Origin of the sequence: Aquimarina spongiae (genome assembly GCF_900141785.1) — a bacterium.
In the GTDB taxonomy this organism is placed as follows: domain Bacteria; phylum Bacteroidota; class Bacteroidia; order Flavobacteriales; family Flavobacteriaceae; genus Aquimarina; species Aquimarina spongiae.
In genome coordinates, this window is record NZ_FQYP01000007.1 from 214,560 (window position 1) to 240,030 (window position 25,471).

A 25,471-nucleotide genomic window follows, 5' to 3' on the forward strand; every position below is an offset into this window, starting at 1 on the left:
CTGTTGAGATGCGAGCAGACAATATTCAAGATATTTTAGACCAAATCCCTATTCGACATGATATGGCCTCCTATATCATGTTTTTGGGGATCGTATTAGGATTGTTGGTAGGAATACTCATTCTAATAAAAACCAACAAAAAAAACGTAGCGTTCAAATTTTTAGGTGTTTTCCTGATCGCGCAAGCCATTATATCACTAGATAATTTTTCGTGTTATACTGGGCTGATGAAATATGCTATAGCGTTTAATGACTCCACAGAACCCCTAGTACTTATTCTGGGGCCTAGTATGTACCTATTTGTGTATAGCTTGCTCACAAGAAAACCGGTTACCATAAAGAATATTGGGATTCATTTGGCTCCAGCCATTTTTTATGGCTTGACGCAAATCGGGTATTACTTACATCCCACTCCTGTTAAAATCAATGCGTATTTGGGAGCCTATCACGATCACTTAACAAAGGCAATAATCCCAGATGGTACAACTTATAATTATTTATGGATCAAGGATGAGTTTCGTTGGGTAATTTTAGGGAGTTTGATCATTTATATTATACTGTCATTTCGTGTTCTATATCATTATCTACGTCAAAAAAACATCCATCTTACCCGAAGTACACTTCATAATAAATACTCATTTACACGAAATTTAGTCCTCTCGTTTCTAACTGTTTTTGTAATCATTTTTGCAGTGTATTGGAATTTTGAAGACGATTCTGGAGATCACTATATTACCACTTTTGTGAATCTATCTGTTGTAGCGATTACATTGATTATGGTATCCGAATCCAGATTTTTTCAGAATTCATGGATTTCTGATAAATATGAAACGCTGAGCTATACCCATCAAGAAATTTCTATTGAAAAAATTAAAGAATTTGTAGAAACCAATGGCTTTTATCTTTTGGAATCTGCATCACTAAAAACACTGGCTCAAGAATTGAATTCTAGTTCCAATTACATTTCGCAAATCATCAATACTTCAACAGGGCTTAATTTCAATGATTTTATCAATCAATATCGAATTGATTTGTGCAAACAACGTTTAGTAGATCCAGAGTATAATCATCTTACCATAGAGGCTATCGGGAACTCTGCGGGGTTTAAATCCAAATCCTCTTTTTATAATGCGTTCAAAAAACATGTACAGATGTCTCCAAAAGCATTTGTGACTCTTCAAAAATCTTCTTTCTAAATACTTGAAAACGTCCAGAATTACAATTCTGTACCTAATTACGGCGGATTTTGATCAAATCAACCCAGAATTATTTCAATTTTGGACCTCATCAATCTTGAAAAATATGGAACAGAAAATTAGACGTTACGACATTGACTGGTTACGGGTCATTGTTTTTGGATTATTAATTTTTTATCATGTAGGGATGTTTTTTGTGCCCTGGGGATGGCACATTAAAAACAATGTCATTTATGATTGGCTACGTTGGCCTATGCTTTTTTTAAACCAATGGCGTTTACCAATTTTATTCGTCATCTCTGGAATGGGAACGTATTACGCACTGTCCTCGCGTAATCTTTGGCAATTTAATCTGGAGCGATATCTGCGTCTGGGAATACCCCTGGCGGTAGGAATGTTACTTATCGTTCCCCCTCAAATATATGTAGAACGTTTGGCAAATTATGAGTTTACTGGCTCTTTTTGGACTTATCTTCGAGGACCTGCTTATGTTGGGATCTATCCTGAAGGAAACATAAGTTGGCATCATCTCTGGTTTTTACCCTACTTGTTTGTGTATTCTTTTTTGTTATCTCCTCTTTTAATTTTTCTGAAGAGAAGAAAGACTAAACTGGTGAGTTGGATTACTACCTTATTACAAAAACCGTTAGGGTTTTACCTATTTGTAATCCCATTGTATTTTGTTGAAGTCTTGATAGAACCCTTCTTTCCGGTAACGCATGCGCTGGTAGACGATTGGTTTGCCTTTATCAATTTCTTCATCTTGTTTTTCTATGGATTCGTTTTACTGGCTGCCGGAAATGTATTTTGGGAACACATAGATCGAATCAAGAAAAAAGCACTTTGGATCGGGATTATTGCTTTTTCATTGCAAACCACCATTTGGGTAATAGGTAAAGACAGCATCCTTATTCATTTTACCGAAGGAATGATTAAAGTAGTCAACTTGTGGTCCTGGATTTTGGTCATATTTGGATATGCCGCAAAATATTTAAATCACAAAAGCAAAACTATAGCATACTGCAATAGAGCGGTGTACCCGTTCTATATATTACATCAAACGATCACCATTATTATTGGGTATTTTATAATGGATTTTCACTGGGGTTTTATTGCCAAATTTACGATTATGGTGATAGGAACTTTTCTAATAAGTTGGATACTATATCATTTTATAATACTCAAAATCCCTTTTCTACATCCATTATTTGGATTAAAAAAGGGATATCGTAATATAAATAAAGGTTCTTAAAAAGAACCTTTATTTATTATCCTATATTTAATACTTCTTCTATTTGAGGAGCGTATTTTTTGATCGTCATTTCTACTCCAGACTTCAAAGTCATTTGGTTAACGCTACAACCTACACAGGCACCTTCTAGCTGTACCATAACCCTCTTGTCGTCTTCAATAGAAACCAAAGAAATATTACCTCCATCACTCTCTAAAAAGGGTCTAATCTCATCCAACGCCTTTTCTACATTTGCTCTTAATTCTTCTGAAGTCATTTCTTATTTTTTTACAGCAGAACATCCTGCCATTGTTGTTATTTTAATCGCTTCAGTAGGAGGTAAATTTTCATTTCTGTTTACCACTTCCTGAACTACACTTTTTGTTATTTCTTCGAAAGCTTTCTCGATAGGAGTAGCCGTTTGCAATGCTGCTGGTCTACCAACATCTCCCGCTTCTCGTATGCTTTGTACTAATGGAATTTCTCCTAAAAAAGGAACCTCTAAGTCCTCTGCCAAATACTTAGCCCCTTCTTTTCCAAATATATAATATTTATTATTAGGAAGCTCTTCTGGAGTAAAATACGCCATATTCTCGATAATTCCTAAAACCGGAACATTGATACTATCTTGCTGGAACATCGCTACTCCCTTTCTGGCATCTGCTAGTGCCACATTTTGTGGAGTACTAACTACCACAGCACCAGTAATTGGTAAGGATTGCATTATAGATAAGTGAATATCTCCTGTTCCTGGAGGTAGATCCAAAAGTAGAAAATCTAATTCTCCCCAGGCAGCATCAAAAATCATTTGATTCAATGCTTTGGCAGCCATTGGGCCTCTCCAAACTACAGCCTGATTAGGCTGTGTAAAAAATCCTATCGACAGTATTTTTACTCCATAATTCTCGATAGGTTTCATTTTGGATTGATTACCCACTTTTACCGAAAGCGGTCTTTCTCTCTCCACATCAAACATAATTGGTGCAGAAGGACCATATATGTCTGCGTCTAGCAATCCAACATTGAATCCCATTTTGGCCAACGTAACCGCCAGGTTAGAAGTAACTGTAGACTTTCCTACACCTCCTTTACCCGAAGCTACAGCAATGATATTGGTAATCCCAGGAATTGGTTTCCCTTTGATTTCATTTTTCTGAGGCTGGGCAGCCGGTGCTTCTATTTTGATATTGACTTTTACTTTTGCTTTTTCATAGACGTGCTCATGAATCGCTTTCAGTACATCCACTTCAGCACGTTTCTTGATATGCAATGCTGGTGTTCCTAAAACCAAATCGACGATGACCTCATCTCCAAAAGTGATTACGTTTTTTACGGCACCACTCTCTACCATATTTTTTCCTTCTCCAGCTACCGTAATAGTCTCTAGCGCTTTTAGGATCTCAGATTTTTCCAATTTCATGCGTTTCTCTTTTTCCTTTTTAAAACAAATCAATTCGAATTTGTTCTACATGCAAAGATAACCCGAAAAGTTAACATTATAAAGTGCAAAAATCGAAATGATCTATCGTACCATCGTCTTTGATAATATTGTGTTTTTGAGTATGGTATGATTTATGTGCCTTAGGCTTTTTGAATTTTCATAGCAAACCACAATGAAAAAAACAGCACTAGTTTTAGCTCTCCTAATGATGTTCAGTATACCCAATATTATGGGGCAAGGAAAACTCGAAAAAGCAGAAAAAAGTATTTCCAAAAAGGAAAGACGAGAAAGTCGAGGTTCAAGATCTCAAAGTACAACTGCGGATTACGATGATTATCAAAATGGTTTTATCGAAGAAACCTTTGCCGCCTTATTCGTAGATGTGGTTTTATTTGGCTCCTATTATGCCATGATCGAGACCCCAATCGAGCGAGAATACTCAGCTAGTATGGCATCGATCACCAAGTATCCTTATCTCGATGGAAATAAGGGCAATTATGCGTATCAGCAGGGAGATGACACCCAGGGGTTTCGTACTACTTTGTCTAGTCGATTTGTTGCCGAAAACAGTAAACTTTATGGAAACCACCTTAATTTGAATATGCGATTTTTACAAAGAGTTGGTGTTGAAATTGACTACCTACAACTCTGGGAAGAAAACACCAATTTTGGTAGTAATTCGTTGGCGTTGTATACGGCATTGGCAAAATATCACAGGGTTCGTACACAGCGTTTTGATGCCTGGTGGGGGTTGGGAGCTACCTATGTTGATGGCGCTATAAACGAATGGGGATTTACCTATGGCATAGGAATCGAATGGTTCTTTGCTAAACCTTTTAGCCTGGAATCCAATTTCAATCAGACTTTCATTAATGATGAAACAGTCAATAAATTTAATGGGCTAGTAAATTATCACATGGGACGCTATAAACTTTCTGGAGGAATGGAACATTTGAAAATTGGAAACACCGATTTTACCATGTTCTCTGCAGGATTAGGTATTGCTTTTTAGAGTTCCTTCATAGGATCCCAAAATATTTTATCAAACTCCTGTATTTGATTATCGATAACTTCTACCCCTTCGCTTTCTAAAAGTTGTTGCATCAGATTGGTGCCTTGAAAATGATGTTTCCCGGTAAGGATTCCTTTTCGGTTCACGACTCTGTGCGCAGGAACATCATCTTTACCATCGCATGCGTTCATCGCCCATCCTACCATTCGGGCACTTCTGGCTGCTCCTAATGTTTTTGCAATCGCTCCATATGAGGTTACTCTCCCATATGGAATTAACTTCGCTACTTCATAAACTCTTTCAAAGAAGTTACCCTCTGATTCCGAATTGTTGTTCTTTTCTTTTACTCCCATGTATAAATAATTCGTGCCAAGGTAATCACTACCAGAATTAACATCAAAATCCCCATAAAATAATTAGAGTATTTGGTGATCGTTGCTGTCTTCTTTTCAATTTTCAGAAAGGAGAATACATAAAAATAAAGGGTTACAAAAGTTCCCGATCCCGCAGCAATTATAAAAGCAATAATTCTTGGTGCGTCGTATTCTATTTTACCACTAACACTCATCCCTGCGGCAATAGCCACAAAGTAGGGTATAGGCAAGACATTAATAGCAGACATCATTACTCCCTTAAAAAAACTTCGAGTGTTATTATGTCTGTATACCTTTATCTTGGTTTCTCTTTGTTTTGCTTTGGCAAAGAAATAAATCGCCATCAAAAAAAAGATTACTGCTCCGGTACGAAGTAATATGTTTTTTACAAATGGACTGAAGAAGATATATTTTGCCAATAGAATAGCTACCAATGCCTGAAAAACAACAATCACAGAAGCTCCTATAGCCACTAAAACCCCATTCTTTTTACCTCGCTCAAGACAAGTGCGGGCAACCGTCATGTTCACCAATCCTGGAGGTATTACCCCAATCAATGACGCAAAAAAAGTGACAAGAAATAGTTTGGTTGTTTCCAAGATGGTAAGGCCGATTAAGTAATTTTAAACTGAATGTAAGTTATGGGTTTATTTTCTTCTAAATATTGTTTTTCATAAAAAGTTTGTATGGCTGTCACCACCTCTGGAGCGCCCGAATTATGGTACACATTATGATTGGCATAAAGCACTTCGTGCCCCTCTCCGTGCAGTAACCCTAAAGTGTATCCATGCATAAATTCACTATCTGTTTTTAAGTGTACCAAACCTTCAGCTTTTAATATTTTCTTATACCGATTCAGAAAATCATGGTTAGTCAAACGATGCTTGGTTCGCTTATATTTTATCTGCGGATCAGGGAACGTAATCCAGATCTCATCGACCTCTCCTTCTTCAAAAATATATTCGATCAATTCTATTTGGGTTCGTATAAAACCCACATTATTCATTTCATTTTCTATGGCTGTTTTGGCGCCTCTCCAGAACCTGGCGCCTTTGATATCTATCCCGATAAAATTTTTGTCAGGATATCGTTCTGCCAACCCAACGGTATATTCACCCTTACCACACCCCAATTCTAATACAATTGGGTTTTGATTTTTAAAAAATTTCTCCTTCCATTTTCCTTTATATCCCAAGGAATTGTTAAGCACCTCGTCTCGGGTAGGCTCGATTACATTTTGAAAGGTTTTATTCTCGTTAAAGCGTTTTAGTTTATTCTTACTTCCCACGTATCAACTATTTCTTTTCTACTAGTCTCAATTACTAAATATTCGTTACAATCTCGATAATCTACAAAAAGTGTGCAATTATGAGTGTCGAATTATATTAAACATAATTTTTTGGTAAAATTAAGGAAATATACGCATAAGGAAATAGGATTACTTTTATTCTTTAGAACAAATAGTTAGTCGGTCTAACAAACTAAAAACTAAGACATTTGGACAAAAAAGTACTTGTAGCTCCTCTAAATTGGGGATTAGGCCATGCAACGCGATGCATACCTATTATCAATGCATTAATCGAAGAAGGATTAGAACCTGTAATTGCTTCAGATGGAGCTGCGCTTGCGTTATTGAAAAAAGAGTTTCCTTCTTTACAAACCAAAGAACTTCCTTCGTACAATATTGAATATGCAAAAAAGGGAAGTAACTTTAAGTTAAAGATGCTCTTGAATAGCCCAAAAATTGCGCATGCGATTAGCGCCGAGAAAAAGGCCATAAAAAAACTAATGGAACAGGAAGAATTTTGTGGGATCATCTCTGATAACCGTATGGGGGTTAGGCACAAAAAAATCCCTTCGGTTTTTATCACGCATCAGCTAACAGTACTTAGTGGAAATACTACATCTTTCAGTACCAAGTTACACAACAAATACATCAAAAAATTTGATTTATGTTGGGTACCAGATATGGCAGACGATCCTAATTTGAGTGGTGAGCTAGGACATCCTAAAAAAAGCAATGTACCTGTAACCTATCTGGGTCCGTTAAGTCGATTTGAGTATAAAGCAATGCCAAAAAAGTATGATATTATGGTACTGCTTTCGGGGCCGGAACCACAGCGTACTTTACTCGAACAAAAACTATTTAGAGAGTTTGAACAAAGCGATAAAAGCATCGTCTTTGTGCAAGGCATTATAGAAGATACGCATAAGACCTATGTAAAGAATAATATTACTATTCATAACTACCTGATGGGAAAAGAGCTTGAAGATACCATCAATAGCAGTAGCTTAATCATTTCTAGATCGGGATATACCACGGTAATGGATCTTGCCAAATTAAAGAAAAAGGCATTTTTCATCCCTACTCCAGGACAGTTTGAACAAGAGTATCTTGCACAGCGATTAACCCTTAACAAGTTAGTACCCAGCTGCAATCAACATGAGTTTACATTGAAAAAATTGCATGATTTGAATATGTATAGAGGACTAAGCAGTTTTAGCACCGACATCGATTACCGGGAACTTTTTCACTTTTTCCAGAGTAAATGAAAACTCACTTCCTACTCTGTAGTCACTTTCTACATAAATACGTTCGTGGTGTGCTTCGATAATGTGCTTTACAATGGCTAGTCCTAGCCCCGAACCACCTTCTTTTCGGGATCCACTCTTGTCTACTCTGTAAAAGCGTTCGAACAGTCGAGGGATATGCGCCTGCGCGATACCTTCGCCATTATCGGTTACCCGAACAATAACTTTATTGCGGATCAGATCTTCGATACTTACCTCTGTAGTACCGTCTTCTTTTCCGTATTTTATAGAATTGACCACCAGATTTGATAACACTTGTTGTATTCGCTCTTTATCAGCGTGGACCATTATTGGATCTTGATAATTCATATCAAAAGCCAATGCTATGTTCTTTTTGGAGGCTTTCATTTCGTACAAATCGAATACACTCTGTACCAATTCTACGATATCAAAATTTACGTAGTTTAAGTTCAAATCACCTGTTTCTAACTTGGTAATCATATCCAGGTCATTTACGATATAAATCAAGCGCTCTACTCCTTTGCTGGCACGATTCAGATACTTCTCCAAAATTTTGCGCTCGTTCATAGCACCATCCAACAAGGTTAAGATATACCCCTGTACCGTAAAAAGAGGAGTTTTAAGTTCGTGAGATACATTTCCCATAAACTCTTTACGATAGGCTTCTCGAATTTTTAAGGTCTCAATTTCTGTTTTTCGTTGTTGGGCAAACTTCTCTACTTCTTTAATAAGTGTTCTCATGTCTGTAGTTACCGGACCGTCACTTACCTTATCTACTTCGAGCATTTCGATATCGTCATAAATACGTCGAACTCTACGGTAAATAAAACGCTCTACCCGATACTGCACCACAATAAAACACACCGCATAGCAACCCACAGCAAATGCCAAAAGAAATAAGAAATCCAGCTGTGATTGTATGAATAAAAAAACGCTCAATGCGAGCGTTAATACTATCGTTATGTATAAAGACGACAGGTATGCAAACCTATACGACTTCCTGAAGTTTTCTGCCATTTATACTACAAACTTATATCCGACACCTTTGATCGTTTTAAAGCTATTGTCTCCTATCTTTTCTCTTAATTTTCTAATATGTACATCAATAGTACGTCCACCTACAATAACTTCATTTCCCCAAACCTTATCAAGGATATCTTCTCGCTTAAAAACCTTACCTGGCTTAGAGGCCAATAAAGATAGCAATTCAAACTCTTTTCTGGGTAAAATGATCTCTTTTTTGTCTTTTATGATCTTATATTCATCCCGGTTAATTACCAGATTTCCTATTTTTACTACGTTATCTGAAGAATCATCTTCTTTAAGTCTTCTTAGCAAAGCTTTTACTTTACTAATCAATACTTTTGGTCGAATCGGCTTTGTAATATAGTCGTCTGCACCAGCATCAAAACCTGCTACCTGAGAATAATCTTCTCCTCTTGCGGTCAAAAATGTAATAATGGTGTTTTGCAAATCCGGAACCTTACGTATTTGTTCGCACGCTTCGATACCATCCATTTCGGGCATCATAACATCCAGAATAATCAAATGTGGTTTCTTTTTCTTTGCAATTTTTACAGCCTCTACACCATTTTCTGCAGTAAGTACATTATAGCCCTCGGCAGTTAGGTTGTACCCAACGATCTCTAGAATATCAGGTTCGTCGTCTACTAATAGAATGGTAATATCCTTTTTATTCATCTTTTTATTGAATTAGATCACTACGGGTAAATATACTATGTTCGTTTGAAAGTTTTGCCTCTAAGCTATTAGGAAACACTAAACTAACACAAAAATCTCATAAGGATAACAATTCCTTAACCTTACGGGGTGTGCCCTAATCCTGATGATCCCTATACGCTGCTAATAAATTCATGGTTGCCGTAATCAGATCTTTGGTCTCTGTGAGCAATCCAAAATACAGGGTTGTATTTTTAGGGCTACTTTCTTCCGTTCGGGTTCTGGCAATTTGTTTTGAGATTTTGGTGCTTACCAATGTGTATAACTCTTGTTTTTCTTCGATAATACCGTTGAGCTTACTGAACTCTTTTTCGTCAAACACCTTTTTTATGTTATCAAAGAAATTGCCTAGTTGGTTCTCGATTTCTTTAAGGTCTTTAATTTGATTAAATCGTAAACGTTTGTGATTATTGTTCACGTGCTTATGACTTACTTTGGCAATATATTCTAAAGACTGCGTGATATCTTCTAAATACCCTAAAATGGAAATATAGAAATCACTGGCACCAACGCTAGACTCATCTAGATTTTTAATAAAATAGAAAATACTATCTCGTAGTCCTTCAACTTCGTTTTCCAGCTTTGCAATTCCTTTTCTACTTTTTTTCAGTGCTGCTAAATCATATTTCGCAAGGCTCTCGATCGTATTTCCATAAATCTTATTACTTCTATTGATAAAAGATCTTACATTATCCGAACTTTCTTCGATCACTCCTTGTATAGAACTACTTTCAGATTTCTTTAATCGATCTTCGGCGCGCTCTGCTCTGGTCTTATTACGATACTTGATGGTACTTCTGACAATTAGTAACAAAGCAACCAACAACAATACGCCTGTCATTATGGGTTGATGTATATTGATCAGAAATGCAATCAAAGCTGCTGCCAAAAATGCACTAATTGCTGTAAAGAACCATCCTCCAATTACATTAAGCACTCCTGCCACACGATACACAGCACTTTCACTTCCCCATGCACGATCTGCCAACGAAGTACCCATGGCTACCATAAACGTAACATAGGTAGTAGACAATGGTAATTTCATAGAAGTAGCAATGGATATCAAAATACCCGCTACCATTAAGTTTACGGCGGCTCTTACTAAATCAAAAGCAGGCTTATCTTCTTTTTTTGAAGCAAAGAAATGAGACTTTGTCGCTTCTTCATCAAATTGTTTTTCTACAAACCCTTTAAAAGAACCAGGTGTAATTGCAGAAATCCATTCGGATATCGATATGGTAGTACGTACTATCCCTCGAGACAAAAAGTTAGGTTTAAATTTTTCGTCCCCTTCTCCTTGTCGGGATAAATCGATAGATGTTTTTACAACGTTCTGCGCTTTTGCCGAAAACCATAAAGTGAGTACCATAATCAAACCTGCAGCTAACAACAAAAACGTTGGCGTAGCTACCTTTGATGCTAACACCTCCATAGTGAATGCATCTGCAGAAACTCCAGAGGCGGACCACGCTTCATACGATTGCCATGCCGCAATAGGCACCCCAATAAAGTTCACCAAATCATTACCTGCAAAAGCTAATGCCAATGCAAAGGTTCCAACGATAATAATAATTTTATAAATACTGGTTTTGAAAACAGAAATGATCAAATAAGAAAGTACCGACCAAAAAACAAACCCAACAGCTACAATCAACAATACATTAGTTTCTAAAAACCCTCTTAGCGTTATCGCTACAGTTCCTGCGTTAGCATTAATAGCAAAAAGATCCTTTTTGGCTTTTATCAATTCCTTTACAGATTCGTATGAACTATTAAAGTAAGCATTTGCCCAATCCAAAAGTCCTTCGGCACCACCATTATAGACAACATCAATTACAGATTTTGCATAATTGGTTCCTTTGATTCCTTTGATAAAAATAAAGTATAATATTGCCGTTAGTGCTACTCCACCAAATAAGGCTCCTACCCATTTGGCTTTCTTTTCAAAATTAAATGATAGTAGCAATCTGGATATATACTGTACAATTGCTCCTACCGAAAAAGCCACTACAACTGATAGTAGTATCCCGGCAATAATTTCTCCGGCTTTCTTCGTATTGATATAATTTCCAAGATCAGCAATAGACAGCGAAGAATCAGCAAATATTTTAAGTAAAGCCACACAAACAGCAGCTCCGAGTAATTCAAATACAATAGACACTGTAGTAGAAGTAGGCATCCCAAGCGTATTGAAAAAATCCAGCAGTAAGATATCAGTAATCATTACTGCCATAAAGATGATCATGATTTCATCAAAATAGAACTCTCCAGGGACAAAGATTCCTTTTCTGGCGACCTCCATCAATCCGCTAGAAAAGATAGCTCCAGCTGCTATTCCCACACTTGCAACAATCATAATCGTTCTAAAAGAAATAGCCTTAGAACCAATAGCAGAATTCAAAAAATTTACTGCGTCGTTGCTCACCCCAACAATCAGATCCGCGATAGCCAAAACTGCTAAAGCAACGATCATGAATATGTAAATATCACTCATATATATTATACCTACTTATAAACCACAAAAATGTTATTTAAAATCAAGTCATATGTTATTGAAACGTTATCTTTTTGATGCTTTTAGCACCCAAAATATGATGTAAACACCTATGATTTTTTCCAGCCTATATGATCGTTCTTTAGACCAAAACAAAAGCCCGGTAAGCTATAACAAATTAGTTTTACTGTTGCGTACAAAAAACAAGATGTTGTATTTCAAGTGATTAAATATATAACAGTTATCGGATTCATAAAACACCAGCTCTTTTTTTACCCTGGTTATTACCCAATCTAAGCCCATATCACTCTAAAACCTATCGATTTGTCATTTTCAATGTTGCCAAAATTAACATTGCAATCAATTGTTTATCAATTTGTTATGAGTTTAATGTTAATTTAATGTTACTTGAATGTTGTTTAAAAGTAAAATTAATGTTACTTTTGTAATATAATTATTAAGAACCCCGAACAAAAACATCAAAATATGAGAAATTTAGTAACAGTAATAGCATTGATCTTTTCGGTAACTATCTATGCTCAGGAAGTAAAACCTACTTTTGAAAAACAAGGAGACTTAATTAAAGGTACGTATTTTTATGAAGACGGTACCGTAAGTCAACAAGGATTTTATAATAAGGAAGGTAAACTTCATGGTGAATGGAAAGCTTATGATGTTACAGGAAAGAAAATCGCTATGGGACAGTATGTTAATGGAACAAAAGCTGGAAAATGGTTTTTTTGGAGCGATGACAAATTATCAGAAGTAAATTATTCTGACAATCAAATCGCAGACGTAACCACTTGGACTGGTAAAGACAATGTAGTAGTCAACTACAAGAATTAAATACTTCCTAAAAAAGTACAAAAAACCGCTTCAAGTCATTGAAGCGGTTTTTTGTTTTTACCCATCAAAAAAATCTTTTAAGCCGTCACTCATTTGCGTTTACTCCACTAGTTAAATTTTAAATTAATTTTACATTTTAACACTTTTACTGCATTTCTTTACAAATTATTATCACACACCGCGTACTACTATCAGTGGATTATTCACTTTATTTATAATCTTTTAAATACACGCATAACATATTTCTAATGTTAAGAAAACCTTCGATAAACATAGACGCATAACAATTATCTAACATTATAATCATACATACTTAATTTTTGAATAACCCTGATTTAACAAACGCTGTCGTTCTTTGCCCGGAATTTCAGAACAAGTTAAATGAGAAAAATTGTTGCCCTTTGCGCATTGCTATTTGTAGGAATACTCTCTGCGCAGGAAACCGGATCTGTAACTGGAACTTTGTTAGACAAAGAATCCAACGATCAACCCCTTCCTTTTGCCAATGTTATCATCAAAGGCACTACCAAAGGAACTACTACAGATTTTGATGGTTTATATACTATCGAAAATCTAGAACCAGGGGTACATATATTAGAATTTAGTTTTGTTGGTTATCAAACTGAAGAAAAGGAGATTACCATCACTGCTGGACAGACACTTACTGTAAATGTTACATTGGGCGCTAGTGCAGCAGCACTCGAAGAAGTAATTGTAAAAGGAACTAGTGTCAAGAAAGAAAGTGTTCAGGCACTACTTCTAGAACAGCAAAATGCTGTGGTTCAAAAACAAAGTATCGGAGCTCAAGAACTTTCAAACAAGGCAGTAAGTAATGCAGCTGCTGCTGTTACAAAGATCTCGGGAATCTCAAAACAAGAAGGCGGAGGTAATGTATACGTACGAGGTCTTGGAGACAGATACTTAAACACCACTTTTAATGGTCTATCACTTCCTGCAAATAATGTAGACAAGAAAAACATCGACCTTAGCCTTTTTGCTTCTGACGTGATTCAAAATATTGGTGTAAGTAAAACTTATGCGGCTAATTTTTACGGAGATTTTGCAGCAGGTAATGTAGACATCAAGGCAAAAGAACATAGCGGAGATGCATTTATTGATGCAGACCTGGGAAGTAATATCAACACCGCTGCTGTTGGAAAAAACTTCTTGAAGAGCGAAGGAACTGGGTTGTTTGGTTTTTACAACCGATACAGTAATGATCCATTTGCTGTTATTTTATCTCATGGTGTAGACCCTGTTTCGTCTGAAGGCCCTGTTGGTCTTTCTGGATCTATTACAGGAGGTAAGTCCTGGGATATCGGAGAAGAATCAAAATTAAGCGTATTTGCAACGGCTTCTTTTGGGAGTAACTACGAATACAAAAGAGGACAAGCAGCAAACGTAACCGCCGCTGAGAATCAAATATTTAGAGATTCTGAAATCTTTGAATACAGTCGTACAACTACGGCAATGGCAAATATCTCATATCGTATTAATCCAGATCATAAAGTAAAATTCACTTCCTTATTTATTAATGATGCTACAGACGAAGTAGGACGTTTTGGGATAGATGGAAATGGTTTTAACAGAAATACCATTGCTGATATTGATGATTTTGGATTTTTTACACAAAACGTACAGTTTGAGCAAGATATGATCTTTGTAAACCAAATATCTGGTAACAGCAAAATTAATGACAAACTAAAGTTGGATTACGGAGTTGGATTTAATAAAGTACTAGCTCGTCAACCAGACAGAAAGCGTATTGCAATAGAGCAGTTTGATCTTGCTTTGGATAATGATCCAAGTACAAACCCTGTTCTTTTCCGAAATGTAGATTTTGACAACCAACGTTATTTCCAAAATATCGAAGATGAAGAATTGAATGCTAGAATCAACCTAGCCTATGAGAATTCAGAAAATCTTTCTTTTAATTTTGGGTACAACGGACGTATCAAAAAACGTGAATTCGACAATCAACGTTTTGGATTAAGTATCATAGAGCCAAGAACAGAAGTTACCGATGTAAATAATCTCGACGGTATTTTTAACAGAGACAACCTGGGTGTTGTATTCAATACGGTAGTCATTAATCCTATTGATCCTTCTATCGGATTAGGAGACACTAATCTTCCTGGACTTCCTGAAAACACTTATACGGGTGACCTTGATATCCACGCGGTATACGCCAATGCGATTTACAAAGTTGGAGAAAAGTGGACATTTGTACCGGGACTACGTGTAGAATCTTTTAATCAAAGTATCGAATACGACGTAATCAACCTAGTGTTCAATAATCCTGGACGTAATGAGGCTACAGAAACATTTTTCTTACCGAGTTTAAATATCAAATACGCATTAAACGACGATCAAAACATCCGTTTTTCTGCTAGTAGAACAGTTTCGAATCCTGAATTTAAAGAAGTTGCCCCTTTCGTTTATGAAAATGTAACTGATCGTATTGGAGGTAACCCAGATCTATTAAATGATCCTGCTTTCTCTTCGATTATCAATTTGGATTTGAAATACGAATGGTTCTTCGAAAGAGGTCAGGTATTCTCTATCGCCGCTTTTGCAAAGCAAATTAACGATCCTGTAAACTTAGTATCTGCAAACGACGCTACAGGAACGCAACGTTTCTTCAGAACTGGTGATAAAGCAGAAGTATTTGGTATCGAATTAGAAGCACGTAAAGCACTTCTATTAGATGCTGAAGACGAAAGTTTACTTTCTGCAGGTCTGAATGTAACCTATACTTCTACAAAACAAGATTTAAAAACGGTTTCAGGAACCTTTAATACTAATTTCAACAGAGATTCTGATGAGTTGCAAGGTGCATCGCCATTCTTGGTAAATGCAGACGTAAGCTATACCCCAACCTTTGGAAAATATAAGCCTGTAGCTAACCTTGTGTTCTCTTACTTCTCTGATAGAATCGATGCTTTAGGAGCTGGACAATTAGGAAACATTGTAGAAAAAGGAGTACCAACACTTGATTTTGTTTGGAAGAATAAAGTACGTGATAACTTCGAAATTAATGTAAGTGTCAAAAACTTATTAAACCCTACTATAGAGAGAGTACGAGAAGATGCTACCATTTCAGAAGATGTACTTACTACCTATAATATCCCTTTTACAAGAGATCAAAATAATGAAATCAATCCATTAGATGAGTTTGCACTTTCTAGTTTTAAAAGAGGTGTGAATATCGGATTACAATTTAAATACACATTTTAACTCAATTAGAAACGTACAAAATTCATTAAAACTAAAACACATGAAAGCAAACATATTCATTTTAAACTTATTTGCGATTGCACTGCTTTTTGTAGGATGCGCAAATGACGATACAGCAGATATCACCATTAACATCGGTGAAGGTGGATCAGTTGTAGATCCTTCAGATTTGGTAATCGGAGGTACGCTAACCGAAGATCTTACTTTGGTAACAGGAACTGAGTATTCTTTGAACAGCGCTTTAATTGTACCAGAAGGATTCACACTTACTGTAGAGCCAGGTGTAGTAGTAAGAGCAGCTACAGGATCTGACGTATATATTGCAGTATTACAAGGAGGAACTATCAATGCCGAAGGAACTTCATCTAATCCTATCGTATTTACATCTGCTACCACTACTCCTAATCCTGGAGACTGGGGAGGTTTGATTATCTTAGGAAGAGCACCGATCAACTCTGTTGTAGGTGGAGATGCAACTTCTACTTCTGAAATTGGAGGATTACCATACGGAGGAAGCGCTGTAAATGACAACTCTGGTATCCTTAGATATGTGCGTATAGAGTATTCTGGTGGTGCAGCAGATGCAGCTTCAGAAAATAATGGATTCTCTTTTTATGCTGTTGGAAACGGAACTACTATCGAATTTATCCAAGCTTTTGAAGGAGCGGATGATGGAGTAGAGTTCTTTGGAGGAACTGTTGATGCTTCATTTATATCTGTAGTTGGAGCTCAAGATGACTCTGTAGACTGGACTGAAGGATTTACAGGAACATTAACCAATGTATACATTGAGCACAGACAATCTCATGACAAAGGAATAGAAGGTGACGGGTTTAACACCGACATAGGAAACAACTCTAACCCAGTATTCTGGTCTGCTCCAACAGTAAGAAACCTTACTATTAATGGAATCGGATCTTCAAACGAAAATGAAGCCATCAGATTGCGTGCTGGAACAAGAGCTACTTTTGTTAACGTTTCTCTACAAGGATTTGCAGAAGGTTTTGACCTTGATGACACCGAAACAGGAAACGGTGTTTTGGCAGGAGAAACTACTATTACTGATATCACTTTTGACGATATTACACTTAACCTTAAAAATGATACAGGAGCTGCTTTCGTAGAAGGCGATATCATCTCTGGTGTAGGTAATGGTACCGGTGCAGATTACAACTCATGGAACTCTGGATGGACTCGTAACTAATTTCATCCCATAATAGATTAGCCAAAATAGGCTTTAGACTGTCTAAAAAGTACTTCAGTAAAGGAATCAAAATCTTTACTACTTTTTTGACAGTTTTTTTATATCTTCTTTTTCAAAACCTTTTCTTTTATTCTCCCTATTTTGATGGTGTCTCCATAATTTCAGCACAGAGAGCTGTTTCTTTTTGATTTACAACCTATTAAACTACCTGCTAAAAATTCAGAAAATAATTTTCTAGCGAATTTGTCCATCAGCCAACTATGAAATTCAGAAAAACAACTAGAAATTTCAAAAAAACAAAAGCAAATTCATAATACTACATTACGTTAGTATTAAGAGCATTTTGGTTAATTGATCGAATTTAACGCTCAGGTAACAATTCTGTAATCTTTTGTAAAAAAAGATGAAACACTATCAACCCTATTTAAACAATGTTGATAAAAGTGCAATTCCTTCTACTTTAAAATAGCACTAAATCCTTGTTTTTTATGACCTTATAAAAAAATCATGGCAACTTCAAAAAGGATCTTAATTCCCCAAAAAATCCTACAAACAACATCGTTTTTCTCATTTTTCCTACATCACAATCCCTTAAACTAAGCATAATAGTGGCATAAAACCGATTACTGGAAAACCGTATTTATTTGTAAAAGTTTTTAAACTCAAAATAAGAACAAAATCTTAAATTCTTTAAACTTTTAATTATGAAAAAATTATTGATTGCAGGTTTTGCAATGTCAATCTTAGCTTTTACAGGTTGTGGTAGTGATGACGACGGTGGAGAACCAACTACCCCACCAACAGAAAGTACTACTCTTTCAGGACAAATTACTGAAAACAGAACTTTAACTGCTAACAACATTTATACATTAGATGGACGTGTTACAGTAACCAACGGTGCTACTTTAACTATCGAAGCTGGTACTATTATCAAAGCGCAAGGGGGTACAGGTGCAAACGCATCTACTTTGATCATTGCTAGAGGAGCTAAAATTGAAGCTAACGGAACTGCTGCTAGTCCTATCATCTTTACTTCTATTGCAGATGATATCCAAGTTGGACAAACAGAAGGAACCAACCTTGACGAAAACCAAAGAGGACTTTGGGGAGGACTTATCATTCTTGGTAACGCTCCTGTATCTTTAAATGGTGATGCTGATGCTGCACAGATAGAAGGTATTCCTGCAAGTGATACAAACGGATTATACGGAGGTAGCAATGCTGCTGACGATTCTGGTTCTGTAAGATATGTATCTATCCGTCATGGTGGAGCATTAATCGGAGAAGGAAACGAGATCAACGGATTAACTCTTGGAGGAGTTGGTACTGGTACTACTATAGAGTTTATCGAAGTAGTAGGTAACGTTGATGATGGTGTTGAATTCTTTGGAGGAACTGTAAACGCTTCTAACTTATTAGTATGGGCACAAGGAGATGACGCTATCGACATCGACCAGGCTTATTCTGGAACTATCGATAACGTAGTAGTTGTACAGGGAGCTATTTCTGACCACGGTCTGGAAATCGACGGACCTGAAGGATCTGCTACTGGTTCTTTCACACTTCAAAATGTAACTTTATTCGGATCTGATTCTGGAGAAGTTGCTGACTACAGAAGTGGTGCTACCGGAACTACAAGCAACGTATTGGTAACTGGATTCACAGCTTCTGCTGATGTTGAATTAGATAACAACGGTGTTTCTCAAAATTTCCTTGATGGTGCATTAACTTTTGCAAACTGGGAGGTAGTATTACCAACAGGTGTTGCTGCTGCAGAAGACATCTTCGTAGAAAAAGTAGGATGTGCAATGAACTGTGATGACGCTGATGATGCTAACGATGTTCCTGAAGATCCAATCATCTTAATGCCTACTTTCACTGAAAGAGCTGCTAATTTCTCTACTGCTGTAGCTGATGCTGCTTCTGCTACTGTAGGTGCAACGACTTCAGCATTTAGCTGGACGTTTGCAAACTCTAAAGCTAATTTAGGTTTCTAATATAATTTGAATATAGTCAAAACTAGTTAGTACAAGGTATTGCTCGTCTCCGATTAGGGACGAGCAATACTTATAATAAACACAAGGAAAATGCATATTACAATATCGATTAAAAAACTACTTTGTGCACTTCTAATTTTAGGAGGAAGTATTGCATCTTTTGCGCAAGGAAAGGTTACAGGTAAAGTTATTGATGGGGAGACAAATGACGTCCTGCCTTTTGCCAATATTGCCGTGAAAGGAACAACTATTGGTTCTACTTCAGACTTTGATGGTTTGTATGAGCTCTCATTAGATCCTGGTACTTATACCATTGTATTCTCATTTGTTGGATACGAAACCAAAGAAGTAAGCGGAGTAGAAATCAAATCTTCTGGAGACGTAGTAGATCTTAATGTTACCATTAATGCTACTGCTGCGACCCTTGAAGATGTAGTGATTACAACCACGGTGCGTAAAAATACCGAAGCAGCAGTATTAACGCTGCAAAAAAACTCTGTAAAATTACTTGATGGGCTTTCTATCGAAAGTATCAAAACCACAGGAGCAAGCAATATTGCAAGTGCGGTAAAAAATGTACCGGGAGTATCCGTACAAGGCGGAAAGTTTGTGTACGTACGAGGGTTAGGAGATCGATATACAAAATCGATATTAAACGGTGTAGATGTTCCTGGATTAGATCCAGACAGAAACACGCTACAGTTAGACATTTTCCCTACAAATATCCTAGAAAACATCTTGGTGATTAAGTCTTCTACTGCAGATCAACCTGCTGATTTTACAGGAGGTGTAGTAGATATCATTACCAAAGATTTACCATCAAGAGAAGAATACAGCATCTCTATTGGAGCATCGTACAACTCTTCAATGCACTTTAATGACAATTACCTTCAATATGATGGAGGAAATACAGATTTCTTAGGGTTTGACGATGGTACAAGAGACAATCCTCTAGAAAATACTCCCGGTGTATTACCATTTCCTCAGGTTGATCCTAATGCTGCCATTCAAAATACGCAAGCATTTGAGCGTACATTGGCCGCTCAAAGAGACCAAAGTTTTACCGATTACAGCTTTGGGTTTACCGCTGGGAAGCAATTTGAAGTAGGCGACAATCGATTAGGATTTTTGGCTTCAGCATCATATCGTAACGAAACCACCTACTACGAAGACTACATCGAAGGACAGGTATTTAGAAAAAATGCAGATCCATCTATTTTTGAATTAGGTGTGGATCGAAGCCAACAAGGTGAAGTTGGAGTGAATAATGTACTACTGAATGGATTAGTTGGTTTGTCCTACAAGACTGAAAAATCAAAATACAAATTCAACGTGCTTCATATTCAAAATGGTGAATCTGAAGCCTCTATTTTTGATCAAAGAAACTTAATCATCAACTCTAACCAGATCAAACAAGATAACTTGATCTACACGCAACGCTCGATTACCAACGTATTACTATCGGGTAGACACAGTAGTGAAAGCACCAACTGGTTAGTAGAATGGAAATTATCGCCAACACTCTCTAGAGTATACGACAAGGATTTAAGGTCGACCAACTTTATTGTAAGCGAAAGTGATCCAAACCTATTTACCATTAGCCCAAGTGAGGGTGGTGATCCGAGAAGAATCTGGAGAGATCTAGAAGAAATTAACTTGGCAGGAAAACTAGATATTACCAAAAAGCACAAACTTTTTGGAAGAGATGCTAAAACCAAATTTGGTGGTGCTTACACTTATAAGCAACGTGATTTCACTGTAGATCAATTCTCGCTTCCTTTTGCAGGAAGTTTTGATACTTCTGTATTAGGCGGAGATCCGGATCAAATCCTTGCTCCTCAAAACATTTTTAACCCAGGTACAGGTCAAGGGTTCTTTGCACGTAGAGACTCTAATATTTCTGATACTTTTGATTCTACGATCTCAATTGCCGCAGGTTATATTTCTGAAGAATTTAAATTATCCGATCGTTTTAATGCCATTCTTGGGGTACGTTTTGAGAAATTTGACTTGATCTATACAGGAGAAAGTCAAAGTGGCCTTCGATTTGATGAAGAATCTATCTTAGACGAGGCTGACTTCTTCCCTTCGGCAAACTTAATCTACGATCTTAATGAGGACGCTAACCAAAAAATTAGAGCGTCGTATAGTAGAACTACCGCGAGGCCTTCATTTAAAGAAGCGTCTATTGCAGAGATCTTTGATCCAACATCAAATACCTTTTTTATTGGTAATATCAATATCCAACCTACCTATATCGACAACTTTGATTTACGTTATGAAATCTATGGAGAAGGCGCTAACTTCTTTGCTGTAAGTGCATTCTACAAATCATTTGATGATCCGATCGAATTGAGTTTTATTAGAGAAGCTACAGGTCAATTTACCCCCTTAAACCTTGGTGATGCTACCGTATATGGTGCTGAAATCGAGTTCAGAAGAAACTTGGATTTTATAGGGTTTGAAAACTTTAATATAACTACGAACTTCTCCATCATCGAGTCTGAGCAAAACTTCAGTGATGATGAAAGAGATGCAAGGCTAGACAACCTTAGAGTAGGTGAAGAACTAGAGGATGGTAGAACGCTACAAGGACAATCTCCATTCTTGTTAAACTTTGGATTGAACTACAACGGTCAAAATAATGGTTGGCAAGGAGGTGTTTTCTACAATGTACAAGGAAGAACCCTTCAAATAGTAGGTAACGGTAATATTCCTGATGTATTTACATTGCCATTTCATAGTTTAAACTTCAACATTGGTAAAACTTTTGGAGAGAAGAAAAACTCTTCTATCTCTTTGAAGTTTAGCAATCTATTAGACGACGATATCGAAAGCGTTTACGAATCTTTTGGTTCTGAAGACAGAGTATATTCTAGATGGAGTCCCGGTCAGGAAATCTCTTTAGGATACACCTATAAGTTCTAAGAAACATTTCATTTTTAAAAGTATATAAAATAAGGCTACCTCTTCAGGTAGCCTTATCATTATTATATAGGTTGCAGTTTTATTACACTTTTACACTCTTCCAACTACCTTTTCTAAACCAAATGATCCCAATAACCGCGATCAAGATTTCTGCAAAAGTGATCGCAAGAAATACTCCCATAGCACCCCATTCAAAAACCAAAGCTGCTAGATAAGCGAAGGGCAATTGAAACACCCAGAAACAGAAAAAATTAATAATTGTAGGTGTTTTGGTATCTCCTGCTCCATTAAAGGATTGTATAATTACCATGCCATAGGCATAAAAAACATAACCTGCTGCAATCACTCTTAAGCTCAAAGCACCATACTCTACTACCAAAGCTTCGGTACTAAATATTCGAATAATTGCCTCGGCAAAAAGCAGATAAAAAAGCGAAACTCCTAACATAAAATACGCATTGTATTTCCCGGTTTTCCAAACCGATTGCTCAGCTCGTTCCGGTTTTTGAGCTCCTAGATTTTGGCCTACCAGTGTAGCTGCGGCGTTACTCATACCCCAAGAAGGCATCAGCGTAAACATCAACACACGAATCGCTATGGTATACCCAGCAAGTACTTCGCTACCAAACTCTGCCATGATACGCATTAGAAATACCCAACTAGAAGTACCTATGATAAATTGACCAATTCCTCCTAGAGATACTTTGATCAAATTCATCATAATTTCAGCTCGTAAAACCAGATCCTTAAAGGTAACTTTGATTTTACTCCATCCATAAAAGAGAATTAACAGCTGAAAAATTACCGCACTCCCTCTACCAATAGTAGTGGCAATGGCAGCGCCCTGTACTCCAAAGGCTGGGATAGGGCCGAAACCAAAAATCAGCATTGGATCCAGAATGATATTCAGAAGGTTAGAAAAAATCAATACCCGCATGGCTACAGAGGCATCTCCTGCACCTCGGAACACGGCATTAATCAAGAACAACAACATAATAGTTACATTACCCCCAAGAAGCACTTGAGTATATTTGTAACCTTCTGCGATCAATTCTGGTTCTCCTCCCATTAATCCAAGGATCTCCTTAGGGAAAAGAATACCAATAATACTAACTAAAATTGCTACTGCAATTCCGAGAAATATAGATTGTACCGCCGTTTGAGAAGCGCCAGGCACATCTTTTTCTCCGATTCTACGCGCTACAATAGCCGTAACACCCATGCTTAATCCTATGGCAATTGCGTATACCAAAGTAAGCACAGATTCGGTAAGTCCTACGGTGGCAATCGCATTGGCTCCCAAACTGGAAACAAAATACGCGTCTACCAAAAAGAAAATGGATTCCATCATCATTTCCAATACCATAGGTACTGAAAGCATAAAAATCGCACGGCGAATACTACCAGAAGTAAATTCCTGTTCCTTACCAGAAATTGCAGTTTTAAAATATGAAAATATACGTTGTAATGAGAGTCTATTTTGAGTCATGATGTAAAAGAATTATAAGTTGAATAAAGAATGGGAAGCTGTAGAAAGGAATATCCTTAGCTTCTAAATCGCGGTGTGACTATGTGCACAATTATGTACATAAATTCTTATAACTTCATGATGCCACAAAGATGCGGCATTATTTTTGAACCACAAAATTTAATTTAGGGTAAAACCGTAAAACCAATGACGGTCAGCCGTCTATATTAAGGTTTAACATAAAAGAGTGCAAAATTAATAGCGGAATTTAAATTTTAATATTGTATCTTTATTGCCCCAAAATAATTTTGTATGAAAAAAATCTACTTGCTACTCATATTTGTCGGTTTGATATGCTTGTCCTTTACCTCAGGAATTCAAGCGCAGTCAAACACATCTGAAAGACAAGAAAGAACGACCAAACAAAGTATCCAAGGACTTCGTGTTTTTATTAGCCCTGCCAATAAAGATATTTTATACATTACTTCTGATTTACAACTCACTAAAACCGTAAAGATTTTCAACGTTTTGGGTAAACAAGTGGATTATGAAGTACTTACTGGAAGAGAATTACACATTGGAGATCTACCTTCTGGAGTTTATATTCTGAAGATCACTGAAGGAGAGAATAAAACTACGGTGAAGTTTATCAAACCATAGTTGTAATTACGCCCGTTGTATTTTAATTTCACATTAGACCTGCTTATTTAACACACAAAAACACGGTTTTTCATACCTTTGTTCTACACTAATTTGTTGAACAATACCTATGCTCTTCGAATCCATTTTTTCTATTCAAAACCATACCGATTTTGAGGAGACTGCATTAAAAATATTTCATCATCAATACATTAATAACTTAGTGTATCAAAGATTCTGTAATCTTTTGGGGATTACACGATCTTCTGTAACTTCTATTGATCGCATACCGTATTTACCTATTGAGTTCTTTAAAAAAGAAAAGGTGGTAAGTACAACCAAAATCCCTCAAAAGGTGTTCACAAGTAGCGGGACCACAGGAAGCGTTACCAGCAAACATTATGTGAGTGATCTTTCGATTTACGAAGATAGCTTCAGAAAAGGGTTTCAACATTTCTATGGTGACATTACTGAATATGTAGTATTAGCTCTGTTACCCTCATACCTAGAAAGAGAAGGGTCATCTTTGGTTTATATGGCAGAAAAACTAATCGAAGATAGCCAACATCCAGAAAGTGGTTTTTATCTCTATGAAACCAAAAAATTAATCGACACTTTACAAACGTTGTTAACTAGTGATAAGAAAATTTTACTTCTTGGGGTATCATTTGCATTACTAGACCTTATTGAACAACATAAAATCCGTCTTACTGATCAGGTAGTGGTAATGGAAACAGGAGGTATGAAAGGTAGACGAAAGGAACTGATAAGAGAGGAACTACATCAAAAATTATCTAAAGGTTTCGGGATACAAAAAATCCATAGTGAATACGGAATGACAGAGTTGTTATCGCAAGCTTATTCCAAAGGTGATGGAATCTTTGAATGCCCACCGTGGATGAAAATGTCTGTTAGAAATCCAGAAGATCCCCTATCTACTATTGGGTATAACAGAACTGGAGGAATTAATATTATTGATCTGGCCAACATAAATTCATGTTCATTTATCGCCACTCAGGACTTAGGCAAAGTATCCAAAGATGGTAGTTTTCAAATTTTAGGTAGATTTGATCATAGTGATATAAGAGGATGTAATCTAATGGCGTTGTAA

At 36.7% G+C, this 25,471-nt stretch carries 20 protein-coding genes; 11 read left to right on the forward strand and 9 right to left on the reverse strand.

Annotation, left to right across the window (positions count from 1 at the left end):
- Positions 1-8 precede the first annotated feature (8 nt).
- Positions 9-1,196, forward strand: coding sequence for a helix-turn-helix domain-containing protein (locus BUE24_RS16760; RefSeq protein ID WP_073318269.1), 1,188 nt, complete (start codon positions 9-11; stop codon positions 1,194-1,196).
- A 106-nt stretch (positions 1,197-1,302) separates the two neighbouring features.
- The gene (locus BUE24_RS16765; RefSeq protein WP_211483325.1) at positions 1,303-2,448 is read left to right on the forward strand and encodes an acyltransferase family protein; all 1,146 of its coding nucleotides are present in this window, start codon (positions 1,303-1,305) and stop codon (positions 2,446-2,448) included.
- Between the two features lie 16 nt (positions 2,449-2,464).
- Here the strand turns inward: BUE24_RS16765 and BUE24_RS16770 are convergent, their stop codons facing one another.
- Together BUE24_RS16770 and BUE24_RS16775 are read right to left on the reverse strand one after the other, a co-directional pair.
- Entirely contained in the window at positions 2,465-2,704 is a 240-nt protein-coding gene (locus BUE24_RS16770) for a NifU family protein (protein ID WP_073318271.1), read from the reverse strand.
- 3 nt (positions 2,705-2,707) lie between these two features.
- Complete coding sequence (locus BUE24_RS16775) at positions 2,708-3,847, reverse strand: Mrp/NBP35 family ATP-binding protein (protein ID WP_073318274.1); 1,140 nt, start codon at positions 3,845-3,847, stop codon at positions 2,708-2,710.
- Between the two features lie 193 nt (positions 3,848-4,040).
- Between BUE24_RS16775 and BUE24_RS16780 the strand changes: the two genes are divergently transcribed.
- On the forward strand, positions 4,041-4,880 hold the full coding sequence (locus BUE24_RS16780) for a hypothetical protein (RefSeq protein ID WP_073318276.1): 840 nt from the start codon (positions 4,041-4,043) through the stop codon (positions 4,878-4,880).
- Here BUE24_RS16780 and BUE24_RS16785 read toward each other — a convergent pair.
- From BUE24_RS16785 to trmB, 3 genes are read right to left on the reverse strand one after another with little or no spacing between them, the layout of a single operon-like run.
- The gene (locus BUE24_RS16785; protein WP_073318278.1) at positions 4,877-5,233 is read right to left on the reverse strand and encodes an MGMT family protein; all 357 of its coding nucleotides are present in this window, start codon (positions 5,231-5,233) and stop codon (positions 4,877-4,879) included. The two genes, BUE24_RS16780 and BUE24_RS16785, sit on opposite strands and share 4 nt — an antisense overlap.
- A complete protein-coding gene (locus BUE24_RS16790; RefSeq protein WP_073318281.1) occupies positions 5,224-5,853 on the reverse strand; it encodes a LysE family translocator in 630 nt (209 codons plus the stop codon). Before BUE24_RS16790 ends, BUE24_RS16785 begins: the two co-directional genes overlap by 10 nt.
- Positions 5,854-5,867: 14 nt before the next feature.
- The gene (gene trmB, locus BUE24_RS16795) at positions 5,868-6,542 is read right to left on the reverse strand and encodes a tRNA (guanosine(46)-N7)-methyltransferase TrmB (protein WP_073318284.1); all 675 of its coding nucleotides are present in this window, start codon (positions 6,540-6,542) and stop codon (positions 5,868-5,870) included.
- Between the two features lie 209 nt (positions 6,543-6,751).
- Here trmB and BUE24_RS16800 point away from each other — a divergent pair, with 209 nt between their 5' ends.
- On the forward strand, positions 6,752-7,807 hold the full coding sequence (locus tag BUE24_RS16800; protein ID WP_073318287.1) for a glycosyltransferase: 1,056 nt from the start codon (positions 6,752-6,754) through the stop codon (positions 7,805-7,807).
- On the opposite strand, the gene BUE24_RS16805 is transcribed toward BUE24_RS16800, so the two are convergent.
- The 3 genes from BUE24_RS16805 to BUE24_RS16815 all read right to left on the reverse strand — a co-directional run bounded on the left by BUE24_RS16805 (position 7,745) and on the right by BUE24_RS16815 (position 12,041).
- Positions 7,745-8,824 (reverse strand): sensor histidine kinase, encoded by a 1,080-nt coding sequence (locus tag BUE24_RS16805; protein ID WP_073318290.1) that lies wholly within the window; start codon positions 8,822-8,824, stop codon positions 7,745-7,747. The two genes, BUE24_RS16800 and BUE24_RS16805, sit on opposite strands and share 63 nt — an antisense overlap.
- Positions 8,825-9,508, reverse strand: coding sequence for a response regulator transcription factor (locus BUE24_RS16810; RefSeq protein ID WP_073318293.1), 684 nt, complete (start codon positions 9,506-9,508; stop codon positions 8,825-8,827).
- A gap of 136 nt (positions 9,509-9,644) precedes the next feature.
- Positions 9,645-12,041, reverse strand: a complete 2,397-nt coding sequence (locus BUE24_RS16815; RefSeq protein ID WP_073318295.1) for an inorganic phosphate transporter — start codon at positions 12,039-12,041, stop codon at positions 9,645-9,647.
- A 486-nt stretch (positions 12,042-12,527) separates the two neighbouring features.
- Between BUE24_RS16815 and BUE24_RS16820 the strand changes: the two genes are divergently transcribed.
- From BUE24_RS16820 to BUE24_RS16840, 5 genes are all read left to right on the forward strand, one after another.
- On the forward strand, positions 12,528-12,887 hold the full coding sequence (locus tag BUE24_RS16820) for a toxin-antitoxin system YwqK family antitoxin (protein WP_073318297.1): 360 nt from the start codon (positions 12,528-12,530) through the stop codon (positions 12,885-12,887).
- A 381-nt stretch (positions 12,888-13,268) separates the two neighbouring features.
- Positions 13,269-16,124, forward strand: a complete 2,856-nt coding sequence (locus BUE24_RS16825; protein WP_073318299.1) for a TonB-dependent receptor — start codon at positions 13,269-13,271, stop codon at positions 16,122-16,124.
- A 40-nt stretch (positions 16,125-16,164) separates the two neighbouring features.
- On the forward strand, positions 16,165-17,328 hold the full coding sequence (locus BUE24_RS16830; RefSeq protein ID WP_073318301.1) for a multidrug transporter: 1,164 nt from the start codon (positions 16,165-16,167) through the stop codon (positions 17,326-17,328).
- A gap of 704 nt (positions 17,329-18,032) precedes the next feature.
- A complete protein-coding gene (locus BUE24_RS16835; RefSeq protein ID WP_073318303.1) occupies positions 18,033-19,325 on the forward strand; it encodes a hypothetical protein in 1,293 nt (430 codons plus the stop codon).
- A 90-nt stretch (positions 19,326-19,415) separates the two neighbouring features.
- Positions 19,416-22,253: a TonB-dependent receptor gene (locus BUE24_RS16840; RefSeq protein WP_073318305.1), complete on the forward strand. Its 2,838-nt coding sequence runs from the start codon at positions 19,416-19,418 to the stop codon at positions 22,251-22,253.
- A gap of 82 nt (positions 22,254-22,335) precedes the next feature.
- On the opposite strand, the gene BUE24_RS16845 is transcribed toward BUE24_RS16840, so the two are convergent.
- Positions 22,336-23,742, reverse strand: a complete 1,407-nt coding sequence (locus BUE24_RS16845; protein WP_073318307.1) for an MATE family efflux transporter — start codon at positions 23,740-23,742, stop codon at positions 22,336-22,338.
- Between the two features lie 291 nt (positions 23,743-24,033).
- On the opposite strand from BUE24_RS16845, the gene BUE24_RS16850 reads away from it, so the two are divergent.
- Both BUE24_RS16850 and BUE24_RS16855 read left to right on the forward strand, forming a co-directional pair.
- Positions 24,034-24,381, forward strand: a complete 348-nt coding sequence (locus tag BUE24_RS16850; RefSeq protein ID WP_073318309.1) for a T9SS type A sorting domain-containing protein — start codon at positions 24,034-24,036, stop codon at positions 24,379-24,381.
- Between the two features lie 109 nt (positions 24,382-24,490).
- Positions 24,491-25,471 carry a long-chain-fatty-acid--protein ligase gene (locus BUE24_RS16855; RefSeq protein WP_073318311.1) on the forward strand — a complete coding sequence of 327 codons (981 nt, stop codon included), beginning with the start codon at positions 24,491-24,493 and terminating at the stop codon, positions 25,469-25,471.

Excerpts from the sequence above, each read along its gene's own strand:
- BUE24_RS16760 (WP_073318269.1), top strand. The coding sequence starts at position 9 with ATGCGAGCAGACAATATTCAAGATATTTTAGACCAAATCCCTATTCGA.
- BUE24_RS16765 (WP_211483325.1), top strand. The coding sequence starts at position 1,303 with ATGGAACAGAAAATTAGACGTTACGACATTGACTGGTTACGGGTCATT.
- BUE24_RS16770 (WP_073318271.1), bottom strand. The coding sequence starts at position 2,704 with ATGACTTCAGAAGAATTAAGAGCAAATGTAGAAAAGGCGTTGGATGAG.
- BUE24_RS16775 (WP_073318274.1), bottom strand. The coding sequence starts at position 3,847 with ATGAAATTGGAAAAATCTGAGATCCTAAAAGCGCTAGAGACTATTACG.
- BUE24_RS16780 (WP_073318276.1), top strand. The coding sequence starts at position 4,041 with ATGAAAAAAACAGCACTAGTTTTAGCTCTCCTAATGATGTTCAGTATA.
- BUE24_RS16785 (WP_073318278.1), bottom strand. The coding sequence starts at position 5,233 with ATGGGAGTAAAAGAAAAGAACAACAATTCGGAATCAGAGGGTAACTTC.
- BUE24_RS16805 (WP_073318290.1), bottom strand. The coding sequence starts at position 8,824 with ATGGCAGAAAACTTCAGGAAGTCGTATAGGTTTGCATACCTGTCGTCT.
- BUE24_RS16810 (WP_073318293.1), bottom strand. The coding sequence starts at position 9,508 with ATGAATAAAAAGGATATTACCATTCTATTAGTAGACGACGAACCTGAT.
- BUE24_RS16815 (WP_073318295.1), bottom strand. The coding sequence starts at position 12,041 with ATGAGTGATATTTACATATTCATGATCGTTGCTTTAGCAGTTTTGGCT.
- BUE24_RS16820 (WP_073318297.1), top strand. The coding sequence starts at position 12,528 with ATGAGAAATTTAGTAACAGTAATAGCATTGATCTTTTCGGTAACTATC.
- BUE24_RS16825 (WP_073318299.1), top strand. The coding sequence starts at position 13,269 with ATGAGAAAAATTGTTGCCCTTTGCGCATTGCTATTTGTAGGAATACTC.
- BUE24_RS16830 (WP_073318301.1), top strand. The coding sequence starts at position 16,165 with ATGAAAGCAAACATATTCATTTTAAACTTATTTGCGATTGCACTGCTT.
- BUE24_RS16835 (WP_073318303.1), top strand. The coding sequence starts at position 18,033 with ATGAAAAAATTATTGATTGCAGGTTTTGCAATGTCAATCTTAGCTTTT.
- BUE24_RS16840 (WP_073318305.1), top strand. The coding sequence starts at position 19,416 with ATGCATATTACAATATCGATTAAAAAACTACTTTGTGCACTTCTAATT.
- BUE24_RS16845 (WP_073318307.1), bottom strand. The coding sequence starts at position 23,742 with ATGACTCAAAATAGACTCTCATTACAACGTATATTTTCATATTTTAAA.
- BUE24_RS16850 (WP_073318309.1), top strand. The coding sequence starts at position 24,034 with ATGAAAAAAATCTACTTGCTACTCATATTTGTCGGTTTGATATGCTTG.
- BUE24_RS16855 (WP_073318311.1), top strand. The coding sequence starts at position 24,491 with ATGCTCTTCGAATCCATTTTTTCTATTCAAAACCATACCGATTTTGAG.